Origin of the sequence: Bacteroides ndongoniae (assembly GCF_900108345.1) — a bacterium.
GTDB classification, from domain to species: Bacteria; Bacteroidota; Bacteroidia; order Bacteroidales; family Bacteroidaceae; genus Bacteroides; species Bacteroides ndongoniae.
Genome location: NZ_FNVV01000014.1, coordinates 1,482,013 through 1,497,296, shown reverse-complemented (window position 1 = coordinate 1,497,296; position 15,284 = coordinate 1,482,013). Strand labels below are relative to the sequence as shown.

Here is a 15,284-nt window from a genome sequence, read left to right as displayed (position 1 = left end):
CTTTAATTTATCTTTTTTCAACTTCATACGATGGACTAACCACATATAATGCTGAAACTTTTAATAATATGATACAACCGAATAAGCATGTAATACTTGCTATTTTTTGAAGCTCACAGGAATGATAAAAAATGCTTATTAACAATGTTACAAAAACAGAAAAGATCGCAAAGTATGATGCTTTTATCCAGGTTGGATTTAATTGCTCGTTTTTACCAATAGTCCAAAGTTGATAGAGAAAATCAACAAAAAATGCTATAATCCATATAAGCAGAGGAGCTATGATTTTTGTATAAAAATCTTCATTGGTAATGGGAGAAAAGTCTCCTTTTACTATTTTATGAATGGACGATATGATTTGATTGAATGAAGACACTAAAGAAACTATTGTCCAGAACAAAGTATAGACAATATTTTTTAGAGTGAAGACAAACTTTGTCTTATCAATTTTTATGTTAAATCTCATAATTATAACCCTTCATTAATGTATTTCATGAAAAAGATATGCAAAGATACTATTTTCCTTTTATATTTTCAATGATACACAATGACTTATTATAGAAGGACCTTATTCATCCTTCAGTATACTTGAGAAATGTTATGCTTTTTGTTGCAATGATTCACAACTCCAATGAACAATAAATATTGCCGCTTGAAGGTTCTTGCACCGTCAAGCGGCAATTCCTTTCTTCACTCTAATGGTCTTACCCCGGAGCGTTTAGTTTTTCGGCCATCTGTTGTCAAGCGCAGCGTTGCCCACATTGATAAGCTCAGCGGAGAATGTGAGTGCGATGGTCATCGGCACGTCGTTGTTCACGTCAAGAGTTTCCTTGTAGTGTACGATGTAGGCGTTCTTGAACTCGATTTCCTTCATCTTAGCATCCTCTTCAATCTTCTTGTACACGATTTTTCCTTCCACCTGCTTGAACTGGCTGTTCAGCATGGCTTCGATGGTCGCAGTGTCGTCAGTTGATTCGATAACTACCGAAACACGTCCTCCCTGGATGTTTGAGGATGGTTTTCCCTTCGCGTCTGTTGTACGACTGAATTCATACTCAGAGTGCAGTACGTCATACTCTTTTCCTGCAAATTCCAATGTAGCTCTAAATGATGCCATAATTGATAGAATTTAAAAGTTTAACAATAAATTTGAATGACTCCGTTTCCCTTTTCTGAGTCCTGCCGCCTTCCGTCAGAAAACAAAAAAAGAGAAAACTTCAAAAACGATCTTTTGAAATTTCCTCCGGTTCTTCCAGACGATTTCTGTTTTATTTGCGGAAAAAGAAGAAGAAAAATAAAACATCATCTTTGTTAGTCGCAATTATAATCAATTATTTTATAAAAAACAAATTTCCATTATTTGTTTTAATCTATTTAACATTATTCGAGGCAAATATCTCTAATAGTGTCCCATAAATATGAATTGTTCATTTCCTGTATTCATTTCAGTTACGTTTTCCATACCATGCTATCAGGAGCGAACTTGCTATCAGGATTGTTATACCGATAATCCACAGATAAATGTAGTTCTCGCGTTGGTTCTGCTCAATAATCCGTGTCTGATATCTGTTATATTCTACCAATGAACTTATCTGCTCTTGCTGGGAGCGGATTAAATCCAGCAATTCCTGATTGATTTCCTGTTGTCCTTTGAGCGATTGAGTCACATTCTTGAAGTTTCTGTTTATGGTGTACTCATCCTTGATATAGCCCATGGTACTGATTTTCATTTCCTGTATAGAGAGGCTGTCTTGCCTCTCTATAATAGGTGGGGTGATATCTTCTTTTTGGGCATAATGTTTGAAGCAGAGAATGCCAATAAGAATACCGCTCAAAAGAAAAGCTATGAGTGCTATAATGATATAGAACAGGTAGTTTTTACGCACAGTTGCGGTTGTATCTGTTCTGGCGTTTCTTATTTCAGTCTTGCTTTCATTCATTCCTGTGTTCTCTGGCTGTGGACTTGTATCTTGGTTCATTTCCTTTTCCTCCATGGCTTTTCTTTTACTCATCTCAATAAACTCTCGTTTGTTAATTTGGTACTTGTCACCTTGATATAGGACCACCTCATTTTTTACCAGCCAGTCCAAGGCTTCACGTACACTGCGTTCCGTAACTTTGATATTCTGGATGTTCCAGTATACTTCTGAGCAGGTTACCCAAACGGGCTTGACAAGAGATTTTGCATAGAGAATCTCCATGATCTCTTTCTGTAATTGTTCTTTGGTCTGTTCCATACGCTTTTACGGTAATAAATGTTTTGGAATGAAGTAATATGTTTCTCCCGACATTGATACGGTTTCGAATGACTGTTCCGCATACATTCCTTCCAGTATCTTAAGCTTGTTAATTACAGCCGGATAAATGGAATGGAAGCCGTTTTTCTTGCATTTTCTTTGTCTCAGTTTGCGGATCTTCAGGTTGTAAAGCAGTTCTTCTTCTGCTGGAATCCCTGTACGGTAATAAAACAGGTCTGATATTACCGCATTTCTTTTCAGAAGCTTGCGATGGAATGACCGGTTTATACCGCTTCTTTGTTTCCTATATACCTCAAATCCGCAACCGCCCTCATAAGATGACACAGAGGTCAAAAAGGTAGCGACACTGTGGCAAAAGAGGGTGCAACGCAGCAAAAATCGCCACAAAGACGCATTAAATCCCCTTACCCCACCATGCGACTTGAGGCAATACGCAAAATCACGACCATAAGTTGTCGGTGTCATCCAAAGTCATTCTGGAACACATCAGCATAAGCGTTGTTGCATGAATAGATATTCAGCACATACTGCCTTGATGTCCTGACCCATTTGGCTGGCACAGAGATGAACTTGAAGACAAACGCCTTGATGCGGCTTGTTGCTTTGAGTCCGAACCTCTTCACGTCAAGCCTCGCCATGATGAATTTATAGAAGTTGCGTATGAGTGCCGTAAGCAGAAGAAACACCGTGTTTTCTCCCATGAAGGATTTTGGAAGCCTGTTCCAGCCGAATCCGTTATTCATGTCATCGAAGATGCGTTCCTTCCCTCCACGGAGGTTATAGAATTCGACAATCTCTTTCTCGGAAGACTCGTAGTCATTTGTAAGGATGCAGCGGTAGGTGTATTCTCCTTCCCACAGGTCGAGTTCGCCGTCTATCCGCTTCTGTCTTTGAATCACAAGACGGTATGCCTTCCCTTTCCATTTCTCGATGAGAATGGAGGCCAGCTCAAACTCAATGCCGCCCAATTCCACTTTCTTCCAACCTCTGAGGGCAAAGATGTCATTGTAGAGCGAACTGCATCGGTTGGCACGGATATAGAAGGTCTTGCAGTGTTTAGCAATCTCTTCCACTATCTCTTCAGAACACGAGCCGCAATCAGCTCTGAAACGGTTGATCATAAGCTTGTTCTTTTCAAACCTTTCAAAGAACCTCTTCAGCGTGTCCTTCTGGTGGAAACGGACATTTGTGTTGCCGTCGCTGTTCTCAATGCCGACAATCAAGTCGCCAATAACCGCCACGCCAGGACGGTATCCGAGAAACTTCTTGTATGTGGGTTTCGCATCAAACTTCTCAGCCTCTATGAACTGGTGGTCGAAGTCAACGTCATACCCCTCGCCATCTTTCAGCTGCCCTGTGGACAATAGGCAATTGAGGAGCAGTGTATTCAGCATGTCTGCCGTGTTTAAGTCGTAGGTCTTGCCAGTGTCGGATGTGTAGGAAATGTTATCCTGGGTCAGTTCCTTTATGGCTCTGAGAATCGTGTCGGCACTGCATGTGCGAAGTGTCGGATGAAGCGAGAGGTGATACATCAGATGAGTGGTGACATCCTCTATGCATGAGCCGCCACAGAAATAAACGCTCATAAGCGAACGGATGATTTCGCTGTATTGATAACCATACAGCCTACATCTCATACCGAGGGTTGAGTCGATTACAGATGAGAGATTGGAGTCAAATTGCTCCATTATTGAAAAAATTCCTCCAAAAGGAGAGAGTTTCTCAGATTTTATTGCTACCTTTGCCATGTCTGTCGGGTTTGATACATATTTTGATTTGCAACACTAAGATAGGTGAAAAATCTGACATGGCAAAATCCTGAGCAACTTTTTGTTGCTCAGGTACTTATAAAATAAGTTAAACTAAAATGCTGCGGAATTTAGGATATATTCTTCGCAATATACGGAATTCCTTTTTTTGTATGCTGTCTGCAAATTCAGGGAGTAATCCACGATAGTTCTGCAATAGGTTTTCAAGTTCCTTTTCACTGAAGACATATCCTTCCTTATATTTCCAAAGTGATGAATCTGGTATGGAAAGTTTTGTGAAATAAGTGTCTGTTACGCTGTTACGGCTTATTCTTTCCATTCGTATGGTATCATTTTTATATACTTTTCTGACAATTTCTTTTAGATCATCTGTCGGACGGCTTCTTAATGTTCCCAGTTTGCTTTCATGATATTGCAAGGATTCTAGCAGTGTTGCATTTGTCGTCTGGATATTCATATTGATAGAGTCCAGTGCAAGTTCCAATGCTGTATTGTGCAGGATACCTCTTCCTTTTGGGAATATGATACCTCCTGCTGAAAGGCTCTTGGATGGTACGTCAAACAAAAAGATATTTGCCTCGTCTGTTTCCAGATTCCTGAAGAGTTCTGGCTTGATCAGCTTGTCATCTACAATATAGTTGGCTATATGGTTCACATATTGTCGTGACAGCTCATCCAGTGTAGATTTGGCTTGTAGGACAAAGTCTTGATATGGTGTGTCATAGGAGCGGTTTGTCTGTACAAACAGAAAACTGGCTGATTTTTGTCCCGCTCTGGCAATCAGGCTCTCATTTATTTTCAGGTTTTGATTGCTTCCTAATATGATGAACAGATTCTTGTCAAAGACATTTCCGTTTATCGTATTCATTATTCTGCTTAAAGCGCTGTTCAGTCCTGAATTTTCGCGTGATGTTGAAAATTGAATGCTGTCAGTCGTAATGAAATCGATCCATTTGGAAAAATCGGAAAGTACTTGAGAGTAACGGTTGCCGGTATTGGATATACATGTGGCGGTGAATCTGTATTGCACATCCGGAGATAATTTCATTTTCATGTTTTGCAGGGTATTGCAAAGCATATTCGCACGTTGCTGCTCATGCTCGAAATAAAGGAAATGGATGTTTACCAGATTATTTTCTTTTTCCATACGTCTGATATCAGAAGAATGGATATTTCCTCCTTTGATGTTTATCAGATTGTTCCATCTACTGTTCCATACCAGAACGGGAATATTGATATCCGTGTGTCCGGATTCCGACAAGCCGGATTGTCGGACATTCCCTGCATAGTCAAACAGTATCCTTGATTGTAGGCTGGCTTCCTGTATCTGAAGGGTATCATGCGTTTGGGTCAGTGCGGGAATTGAATCGGTATAGTGCGCATTGCTCAGCAGGAACGACCTGTTCTGGCCGACTTCTGCAATCAGGTCAGAAGGTACCCATCCGAATACTTTTCGGGAATCATCGTCCAGAGTGGGACAATCTGATACCAGGACAGATCGTTTGCTTTTGTCGTACTTATAGGCATAGACGATTTGTCCGCTTAACAGGCCGCCTTCCATCTTGTTTTTCAGGAGGGGCTCGCCGAAAACACACAATGTGTCTCCTCTGAAATATCTTCCCATGTCGAGCAATCGGTTCGGCATCGTCAGTCCTACACGGAATTTTACAGGCTGGTTGTTTTCTTTATCAATGTAGGCATGGTCAAACATCAGTATATTGTCCGCAGGAATCCATCCGGCATATTCGACCTTTGAAGGATCTTTGAAATGCCTTTTCTTGGATAACAGGAAACTGTAAAAGACCTTGGGCTTGCCTATAATGTCCTGATCGGCACGGACAAGACTGTAGTTCCCGTTTTCCTCATCAATGATGTAGTATGGGACGCCAATTTCTTGCTTTCCTCTTTTACGCTGGAAATAAGCATCCTCGTATGCCTGATTGCCATTTCTGTCGGAGTAGACAATCAGATTGCTTCTGTCTTTTTTGACTGCAGGATTTTTCCCTGCATCCGGCAGATAATTGAATATGTTTTTCCCTGTTGTTCTGGTTCTGTTCCATGCAGATACTTGCCCGGATACGTGTACGGGCATACTGCATCCGGCCCACACCAGAAATAATATGGCTATGGATTTGTAGTATTTCTGTTTCATCTCTCTGTGTAACTTTGGGTTATTTGGATAGTTGATACACAATGAAGTTTGTCGATAAGCACTTCATCAATGCGGACGCGTCGTTTGGTATTGCTTTCGAGGAAATGAAGCCCTTGGCAGTAACCGGTAAAGTCATTGTATTTGTCTCCGTTTACCACGACTGCGACCCTGTCAGCAGGGATACAGAAGTATTTGTTCCGTATGTAGTTATAGTGTTCGTAATAGACAGAGTGCTGTGAAACACGTGCATCTGCAATGGCTTGCAAATGTTGGCGAATGTCGTTCTGTGCCAGTACGAGTGAATCCACTGTTACTATTTCTTCTGCTTTTTCAAAGCGTGGCAGGATTGTTATGTGATGTTTTACAGGGTACTGCGTTGTATTCGTTTGCAGTTTTACAGTATATTCTCCCGGATTCTCATAGGTATATACCACCTGCTGGTCGTATGCATCAACAGTACCGCTCTCTCCAAATTCCCATTGCCAGGAATTCATGCCATATCCCTCTGCCGCAAAGACGAGCTCTTCCCCCTGATAGCCTTCAGTTACGCCATAAATATGCGGAACAGAATCAATGGCTGCACGTTCAGTTCCGGATATTACTTTTATGTATTTGTTGATAGTGTAGCTGTTGTCTATTTTCAGTGTTACCAGATATTTACCCGGAGATTCATAGCTGTATTTCATATTGCTTTTGTCGCTTATTGCATCACCGTTTCCCATCTGCCACAGCAGTTTCCTTCCTTTTACGGCAGCTGTATCGTTTATCATGAATTCCAGCTTCTCATTCACTTCGTAATGATAATTGTCATTGGAATCAAATACATAAAAGTCGATGTTGCTCAATTGAGATTTAGAGGGCAACAACAGGATGATGATTATACCTCCTATGGCAAGTATACCAAGGGCGGTGATGATAATTTTTCTCTTGTTATCCATATCGCTTATAGATTAGCTTTACATTCTTCCAGGTCTTTTTCTATTAGCTCATTGTTGTGTTTCAGTGCACTCAGTTCTTCCTGTATGTCGAAGTGGAATCTTAATGTTTTGGAAGTCAGTGCACCGAACATGAATCTCGAATTCATTCCGTTTTTGGTGTAGATTTCCTGAAGGCCATATATTTTTCCCTTTATTTCATCCATACGCTGTACCTGGTATGCGTTGAAATCCAATGAATCGATTTGATTCCATATTACCGAAGATTTTTTTGCATGTTCCTTTTGTTCGGTAAATATGGTTTCCGAGTGGTTGATGTCCTTGATCAGCTCCGAGCTTTCTTTCATTGGAACATCAAACACATACTTGCATAGGATGATAAAGGTCAGCACTACGGTAAACACCAGCAATATCGCAAAGCGTACATTACCCCATATATTTTCATCTTTTGTCATGGTTTCTGCAATTTTTCTTTTGTTAATTCCTGATACTTATTCCTGCATTTCTCCAATTGCTCAATATTGGATTCTCTTTTTTTAGCTTCACGGTCAAGGTTATCCATGGTAACCTGTATCTCTTTTATCTGGTCGAGCATTACCTTGTATACCTCATAGTTCTGCTTGTTGGATGCGAAGCTGGTTATCTCATTCTCCATCAGCTGGCGCTTCTTGGTTATCAGATTTTGCAAATGCTTGTGTTCGCTCGCATTTCGCTTCTTGGTTTTCAGACTGTTCAGTTCACGGAACAGTTCTTCAATCTGGAAATTGAGTTCAGCCTGTTTCTTGAACACTTCGTCGTATTCCGACTTTTTGTTTTCAAGAAGTGCGATTCCTCTCTGGGCTGTCACAATCGAGATGCTGCCGCATAAGGCAATGACCAGTAAGGTGACGACGAATATGATGGAGAATTTCCACTTGGCGCTTTTGCGCTCTTCTATGTTCATTGCTTCCATAATTCAGTTTTTTAATTACATGAAAGACCATTTCTTTTTCTTCTCTTCTTGGGGGGAAGCAGTGCTCTCTTCTCCGACTACAATATTTTCTCTCACTAGGCCGATATATTCAAGTTCTCCCATTTTGTGAAACATCCGTTCCAGAAGAGAAAGAAATGCGCCTAAAGTATGCAGTGAAGAACTGATATCCGTATGCTCGTATGTAATACCGGCGACTTTTTCAATGCTGTGCATAAAGTCTGATGGAGTAATATTGGTCCACTCGTAGTAATATTGCAGCAGCTCCTCACGCATGGTTTCAGACAAGGTCTGTAATGCGGAAACAAGCCCGTTGGCCAATTCATTGACGGCCTGGATAAGAAAAATAGGAGGCTGTTCTTGAGCTATCTGTTCTATAAAGAAGATATGGCTGTTATAAAAACTGCTGAAAGCATTGCACAGGACAAACGTATTGTTGGCCAGAGCATCCCTGCGCTTGTCTGACAGGTTACGGCTGTATATAGTCCTTATATCCTCCCGTATGTTGTGCAGAATGTGTGTCAGTTGGTTTATGAATGATTTCAAACCGTCATGATAGACAGATTTCTGCAATGGCGGTATATACTGGCGATTTACTGCAAATGCGTTTCCATGGGATTTTATTTCTCCGATTATCAGAAAGTTTTTGCTGTAGAATGCCTTGTTCGTTTGGTTTTTGGGTATAATATGCATTTTTATGCCTGGCAGTACATGAGGATGATGTAAGGGTACAACATCCGGATCTGGCTCGCCTATGGGTATCATTTCATAAGGGTTTATTGATACAAGAATGAGGAACACATTGTCCTCTATAGAGAGTGGATTGCTGTCTGGCAATGTAGCTGTAGGCACGTAATCTCCATATAGCCCTTCATAGAAGATGATTGGAATACCGCCTCTCGTCAGTCCGTTACATTTCTTCAGGCGTACACACAGGGTATCAAGGGATTCTCCGGTTATATCGAATTCTATATTGTCATTTGAGTTGTCAAGTGCTTTCCCGATTCCATAGTTGTAGTCAGTCAGTTGGCCCTCGATACTTCCATATAGAGATTCTATCATGTTATAATAATTCCCGAAGAAATGATCCTTTGTCAACTTTACTCCGTTGACCCAATTGATCGGTAAATGTTCTATCTTCATATGCTTACTCTTTTGTTGAAGTTAATTTTACTCTTCTGATATATATAGGTCGATTGTTCCTGATTTTGTTCTGCTTACTGTCCTTGTGGGGATCAAGAATCCGTATCAGCAGCGGATAACTGAACCATTTTGTTGTATAGAAAGTCCATCCGACCTTGTAACCGTCTTTTCCTGTTTCGATTCGGTTCTGCGGAAATCTGCGGTTTTGGTCTTCTATAAACCAGTTGAACCAATTACCCAGAGAAATGCCGTCCGGCAGCTTTACAACCAGCGAAACGTAATTCTTGTCACCTATCTTTCGGTTGATTTTTACTTTTACGGACTTGAACTCAAAGCTGTCAATATTGTCCCAATAGTTACGGTCGAAAGTCCCGAATTCCAGTTCCCACGGAGCATAGATGGGAGGCGGTATAAGCAGAAACAGTTTTCTGCCCAGCATAATCATGTATGGTACAATGAACCATAGTACATTCAGTGCTCCCCAAATGGCATACGGAAGATTGCTTATCCTCTCAAATATAAGGTAATATATCCATCCTCCGAGTATGCCGGAAACAGAAAGCAGCAGTATTGTTCCTCCGGTGGATTCTCCAAGTCCGACTGCTTTGAAAGAATCTGATTCTGTGTACTTCCAGAAGATAAAGCCCAGCCCGATGTAGCATAGGATTGTCAGAAGAAGTCCGCCCCATACGAATTCATTTCTGAGAAGTCCCAACAGGCAGGGAAGGGCAATTATCAAAGCTGAAACAAGTATGAAGATAATGGCTTTTTTCATACTCAGCTTCCGTTTCAGATTTTTCATGCCGTTCAGGAAAAACAGCATGACCGTTACGAGCAGCGGTGCTAACAGGTATTTCAAGAAAAAAGATAATAACATTTCCATATTCTAACTTTTTTATCTGTTGTTTATAGATTCATATCATATCCCAAACGGTTTTCTCCCAGAATACAGTCGGTACGTCCCTGTATCAGGTGTTTTATGTGTATTTCTCTGAATGAAAGTATAAAGAAGCTCAATATCTCTGTCACAATAGTGTCGATACGTGATTGCCTGTTGTAGTCATCTGAATTATCTGACTGTCCGAAGACTATGGTCGCTTCCATATCGTCGCCTTCACATTCTACATCTCCGTTCAATCCAAGATTTTCTCCCAGAATACCTTCATTGATAGGCGAATATTGTGAAACGGAAATCACATGCGGTATATATCTGAGCCTGACTTCAAGGTCAAGAACAACAGAAAACATCCTTTCAATGGCCGGGAGATTCTCCATGTATCCATCCGATTGGCAAAGAAAAAGGAACAATTTGTACTTTTGATGGCTGGTGATATCCAATGGTATGCCCAGCATCGTTTCTACAAGGTGGTTCAGATTTTCACGCATTGTTGGATTTGAAAAGAAATTCAAATCACGGTCGATGATTTTGACACGTTCCTTGAAGAAGGCTGTATCGAATGGAATAAAAAAAGAAATCAGCTCCTTCTCCTTTTTTTTGTTGGCACGTATCGCATCCACAATTTCCTTGTTGCTCATTCCCGGTGTGCTTATGACGAGAGGATGGAACAGGAGTTCCGGAAGCTGGTGATACATACTGTTCCTTGCTAGATGCAGGGCTACAAATTCCTTGTATGAATTTGACGTAGAGAAATAACGTAATGAAGCGCTCATAATGTCTTTGGAGTGGACACGCGGATTCATCCCGTGACAAATTATCATGAGAGAATCCAGCAGGTCTTCTTTGAGGATGAACTGCAATTCCTCAAAAAAGACTTCGGCAATGTAATTGTTTGCACTGCTGCGTTTCAGTTCGCTTATTTTTTCTTTCCTGTCTATTGGAGTTCCCATACAAGTTCGTTATTTCTTAAATTGACTACAATATTGTCACCTGGTTTGATCTGTTCCGAAACGATAAGTCTTGATACCGTTTTTTTAATATACGTTCTTATTACTCCTGCTATAGGGCGTGCACCGTATTTTGGTGAGAATCCTTTTTGTGAGAGGTACTGAAGTGCTTCTTCCGTCAGCTCAAGATTGATGTTCTTTTGTTCAAGTAACTGCTTTTTCAATCTTGAAAAATGCAATAAGAAGATTTCTTTGGCCACATTCTCATTTATAGGGGAAAATGGTACCACCTCTGTCAGTCGCCCAAGAAATTCAGGCCTGAAGTATTGGGCCATAACCTCTATAAGTTTTGCAGATGTTGGGGTATGGCCGGCCTGTATCTGATCCACAATCCATTGACTTCCAATGTTGGATGTGAAAATGATTATCGAGTTGGAAAAATCACCTTCTCTACCCAGTTTGTCATGTATCTTACCTTCATCCATCATTTGAAGAAATACATCATATACGCTGGAATGTGCTTTTTCGATTTCATCAAAAAGGACTACAGAGTAAGGCTTTTGTCTGATTTGTGTCACCAGCAGACCACCTTCTTCGTAGCCGACATATCCCGGAGGTGCTCCATAAAGCAGGGCAGCTGAATGCTCTTCCTTGAATTCGGACATATCAAACCTGATCATGGCAGATTCATTGTCAAACAGCAGTTCTGCCAATGATTTGGTCAGCTCAGTTTTACCTGTTCCGGTAGGTCCAAGGAAAAAGAAGGAGCCTATGGGCTTTTTGGGGTCACTCAATCCACTTCGTGATTCGATTATGGCATCAGACAAGGTAGTAATCGCTTTGTCCTGACCTTTGACTCTTTCCCTAAGCTTTGATTCTATACCGAGAAGTCGGTCTTTCTCCCTTGCCTGTATTTTTCCTATAGGAATATTGGTACATTCGGCCACGATTGCTTCAATTTCCGCTGCGGTTACGGTTCCTATGGTGCGGAGTGATAGATTTTCCAGCTCTGTCAGGATTTTATTAATCCATTGGAGTTTTACCTCATATTTGTCTTCATCATTCCATGTGTAGGTATCTGAAAGTTTCGATGTTATAACTGAACCTATTTTGTTGAAAATCATCCGGTAAAGTAATTGCAAATCGGAATTCTGAATTGTACCTTCTGCATTCTCCTGCAGGCGTTCGAATTCTGCCCGGATATTTTCTATTGTATTTCTTGCATTTTTGTTGCACAGACGGACTGCGGCAGAAGTTCTGTCCAAAAGATCAATTGCTGCAGATGGAAGACTGCGTTCCTTGAAATATCGGCGTGATAATTGTATTACATTTGGAATGCAGTCATCAGAAATTTCAAGACCGTAATGGCTTTCTATTTCCTTTTTGTGCAGGTGCAAGGCACATAATAGAGTGGAATAATCCAGCTCTTCCGCATTTATGATAACCAGTTTGCTTTCTATAGATTGCTTTTCTATGTGTTTGCGGTATGCATCTTTTGTAATGGTAAATATGAGATTGCAGGCTCCTTCACCAATCTGGGCATTGAGAATATTTATCAGAGTAGTTGATTTACCTGTATTCCCGTTTTCCAGTAACACATGAAGGTCATCTATCACAAGAACTACTTGCTCAATTTGTTTCAGTTTATGTATCAGGGCCACAGTCTTTTGGGATATCTCATTTTCTGATGATGTTCCGGCCAATAATTTGGCTGTGTCCATTCCTACAACAGAAACTTGTTGCAGCATTTCGTCTTTATTATAACAGATTTCTTTGACAAAAGCATTGATTATGGATGTTTTGCCTATACCTGAATCGCCTATTATCATTATGGCTTTATTTTCTGAGCGTTCCAGACATTCAAGCATGGTTCTGATTTCCTTGTCTCTGCCTACCACTATACTTCCGTTTTTGATGGTCGCTTCTGTTTTCAGATTCTCAGCGTATGGAAACGAGGCCAATATCTGGTTTTCTTCTCCTTGAAAGGAATAGGCCGGTGCAAGGGCGTCATAATATTTTAGAATATCCTCTTCACTTACTCCAAGTAATTCTATTTGCTGGTGCGAATAGATGACACCTTCTCTGGATATGGCTGTAAATACACAGAGGGCGTCTATGTGGTCACTTCCCAGCTTTATTTTGGAGCGTTCTGCTTCATCCAGTACTTTGGACAGTTCATCATCCGCGCATATTTCGTCTGAGTCGCTTTCCGACGATGTGTACATTTCTTTACGCGTGTCAAACCAGTCCATCAGATAGGCAACGTCCTTTTGCATGGATTGCAGGATCTCCTTAAGGCCTGTACTTTCTGTCAGCATGGCTAACACCAGATGTGGAACACCGTATGTACTTTGTCGTTCCTGCCGGGCCATTGATTGGGCTAATTTTATGGCAGAAACCAGACTGGGGCTGTAGTCGTTGTTTGTCATAAGAATACAATTTTATAAGATGAATTGCATACGGACTTTTCAGTCAGATCCTTTTCAAGAAAATGAGCGAAAACGGACAGATCCAAGAAGTCTCCTATATTTTGTTTTAATTTTATTTCAACTTGAACTATGCGGACAAACCCTTTTTTCCTTTCCGGAGAAATGGCTACACCGTCCTTAATCTGTATATTCTCTACATTGTTTCCTATCTTGTGGTAAATATAGTTATATATATCCTGCTTTGATACGATTCTGTCTCTGCTGACAAGTCCGTATCTCAGGCTGTGTACCAGATTGGATTCTTCTGTATGCACGATTCCGCCTTGAACGGGAGTTCTGAAAACAAGACTTGTAGCATCATATTTTTCCATGTTGAACTGTTGGATAAATGCCCTTTCATCAAGTCCGTTGGCCAGTCGTCCTGAAGTGATCCAGAATTTTACTTCCGCACTCGTAGCATTGGGGGCTGGTACCGTCAGAGCGAAAATACGTTGCCTTTTTTCATCCCTGCTTACGTTTTCTACAGTCTTTTCAATCTCGGAAAGTTTTGTGAACAGCTCTTTCAGTTGCGCTGTCAGCAAATCTGGATTTAATGCGGAAAAGGCATTTCCGTCTTCTCTGATTCTTTGTAGAATCTGGCTGATCAGATCAATGGCACTGTCCGAATCAAAGCGTTCCAGGTCTCCGAAGTACAAATCAAAAACACCTGTCGGATTTTCGTCATACTGCTGCAATCGGTTGGGGTACTCCTTTCCTGTATTGTCACAAATGGAGCGGATATTAAGGAAATAGGCTCCTTTTGGACATGGAAGAGGAATGTAACGCCCGTTGGTCGCAAAATTATGCTGTTTATAAACCAGCTTTCTGTTTACTACAGGGTATGTGTTCAGATATATGTTCAGTGAGTCAAGGGAATCTTGTGAATTGAAGACTTCAGGTAAACGGAGTTTTATCCAAAAGTATCCGTTCTTTATGTCTATATCCTGATTCTCCTGATTGGTCTGAGGTATAATTTGTGGTAATGCTTTGAGTGATTTGTCTGCTCCTGTTAGATTTATTTTAATAAAATAATCGTTGTAGAAGTCTTTTATTTCCTCAAAATAGTGAGCGTTATTGAACGGATCCTCCACAGTAAGACCAGATTGGGATGGCATCTTTTTCCCGTTGCAATCATAAAATTGGGCCATTTGCAAGAAGGGGACAAAGGACGTGTCGTCAGGAATCAGGCAAAGTGTCATTTCCTGTGTTTCTGCCAAATGTTCTTCGTCTATATCGATACCGAGCCAGACAACATATGATTCTATCTGATCTTTACGGCTGAGGAATACATTGGAAGCAGTACTCCTCTCAGAAAAGGTTTTGATGGTATCACCGTGGGCAACGAAACGGAGCCGGCCATTCACCAGAGGATAATTGAAGAGAGGAGTAAAGAATACTTGTACACTTTCTTTGCCGAAAATGAATTTCTCAGTATAGAAGTGGTCTTCCGCATTTAGTATGCAGGTTTCATTATTATTGGGGGTTACAGACATTAATGCGTGGGCCGGAATAGGCAAGGCCCATTTGTTGTCTATAAGTATACGTGACAACTGATGGAGCAAACGGGAGTCCGACGCTTTTATTTCCTGATGCAGACGGGCCGTTTCGTATGCGAAGACATCCAATAACAAATCGACTACGGGATCCATGTTGCGTGAGTCATTGATACCCCATAGTTCCATAGCGAATCTCAGAATTCTTTCCTTTATTTCAATATGTCTTTTGTCTGGCATAGTCTTTACTA

The 15,284-nt window shown here is 40.9% G+C and carries 14 protein-coding genes; all 14 read right to left on the bottom strand.

What is annotated here, in order from left to right:
• Positions 1 to 7: 7 nt before the first annotated feature.
• The 14 genes from BQ5591_RS16990 to BQ5591_RS16925 all read right to left on the bottom strand — a co-directional run bounded on the left by BQ5591_RS16990 (position 8) and on the right by BQ5591_RS16925 (position 15,273).
• Positions 8 to 466, bottom strand: a complete 459-nt coding sequence (locus tag BQ5591_RS16990) for a hypothetical protein (protein WP_071150227.1) — start codon at positions 464 to 466, stop codon at positions 8 to 10.
• Positions 467 to 718: 252 nt separating this feature from the next.
• Complete coding sequence (gene tssD, locus BQ5591_RS16985; RefSeq protein ID WP_071150226.1) at positions 719 to 1,117, bottom strand: type VI secretion system tube protein TssD; 399 nt, start codon at positions 1,115 to 1,117, stop codon at positions 719 to 721.
• 328 nt (positions 1,118 to 1,445) lie between these two features.
• Positions 1,446 to 2,237, bottom strand: a complete 792-nt coding sequence (locus tag BQ5591_RS16980) for a DUF5457 domain-containing protein (RefSeq protein WP_071150225.1) — start codon at positions 2,235 to 2,237, stop codon at positions 1,446 to 1,448.
• Between the two features lie 6 nt (positions 2,238 to 2,243).
• Positions 2,244 to 2,723, bottom strand: a complete 480-nt coding sequence (locus BQ5591_RS16975) for a hypothetical protein (protein ID WP_159434501.1) — start codon at positions 2,721 to 2,723, stop codon at positions 2,244 to 2,246.
• Positions 2,720 to 4,006, bottom strand: coding sequence for an IS1380 family transposase (locus tag BQ5591_RS16970; protein WP_071147970.1), 1,287 nt, complete (start codon positions 4,004 to 4,006; stop codon positions 2,720 to 2,722). Before BQ5591_RS16970 ends, BQ5591_RS16975 begins: the two co-directional genes overlap by 4 nt.
• Positions 4,007 to 4,115: 109 nt before the next feature.
• Positions 4,116 to 6,179 carry a type VI secretion system protein TssR domain-containing protein gene (tssR, locus tag BQ5591_RS16965; RefSeq protein ID WP_071150223.1) on the bottom strand — a complete coding sequence of 688 codons (2,064 nt, stop codon included), beginning with the start codon at positions 6,177 to 6,179 and terminating at the stop codon, positions 4,116 to 4,118.
• Positions 6,176 to 7,117, bottom strand: coding sequence for a PKD domain-containing protein (locus BQ5591_RS16960; RefSeq protein ID WP_071150222.1), 942 nt, complete (start codon positions 7,115 to 7,117; stop codon positions 6,176 to 6,178). The genes tssR and BQ5591_RS16960 overlap by 4 nt, the downstream gene beginning before the upstream one ends.
• 5 nt (positions 7,118 to 7,122) lie before the next feature.
• Positions 7,123 to 7,569 (bottom strand): type VI secretion system TssO, encoded by a 447-nt coding sequence (gene tssO / locus BQ5591_RS16955; protein ID WP_071150221.1) that lies wholly within the window; start codon positions 7,567 to 7,569, stop codon positions 7,123 to 7,125.
• Complete coding sequence (gene tssO / locus BQ5591_RS16950) at positions 7,566 to 8,066, bottom strand: type VI secretion system TssO (protein WP_071150220.1); 501 nt, start codon at positions 8,064 to 8,066, stop codon at positions 7,566 to 7,568. The genes tssO (BQ5591_RS16955) and tssO (BQ5591_RS16950) overlap by 4 nt, the downstream gene beginning before the upstream one ends.
• Positions 8,067 to 8,081: 15 nt before the next feature.
• Positions 8,082 to 9,227, bottom strand: a complete 1,146-nt coding sequence (locus BQ5591_RS16945; RefSeq protein ID WP_071150219.1) for a hypothetical protein — start codon at positions 9,225 to 9,227, stop codon at positions 8,082 to 8,084.
• Between the two features lie 4 nt (positions 9,228 to 9,231).
• Positions 9,232 to 10,110 carry a TssN family type VI secretion system protein gene (locus BQ5591_RS16940; protein ID WP_071150218.1) on the bottom strand — a complete coding sequence of 293 codons (879 nt, stop codon included), beginning with the start codon at positions 10,108 to 10,110 and terminating at the stop codon, positions 9,232 to 9,234.
• Between the two features lie 23 nt (positions 10,111 to 10,133).
• Complete coding sequence (locus tag BQ5591_RS16935; protein ID WP_071150217.1) at positions 10,134 to 11,075, bottom strand: hypothetical protein; 942 nt, start codon at positions 11,073 to 11,075, stop codon at positions 10,134 to 10,136.
• Positions 11,060 to 13,501, bottom strand: a complete 2,442-nt coding sequence (locus tag BQ5591_RS16930) for an AAA family ATPase (protein ID WP_071150216.1) — start codon at positions 13,499 to 13,501, stop codon at positions 11,060 to 11,062. The genes BQ5591_RS16935 and BQ5591_RS16930 overlap by 16 nt, the downstream gene beginning before the upstream one ends.
• Entirely contained in the window at positions 13,498 to 15,273 is a 1,776-nt protein-coding gene (locus BQ5591_RS16925) for a type VI secretion system baseplate subunit TssF (protein ID WP_071150215.1), read from the bottom strand. Before BQ5591_RS16925 ends, BQ5591_RS16930 begins: the two co-directional genes overlap by 4 nt.
• Positions 15,274 to 15,284 lie beyond the last annotated feature (11 nt).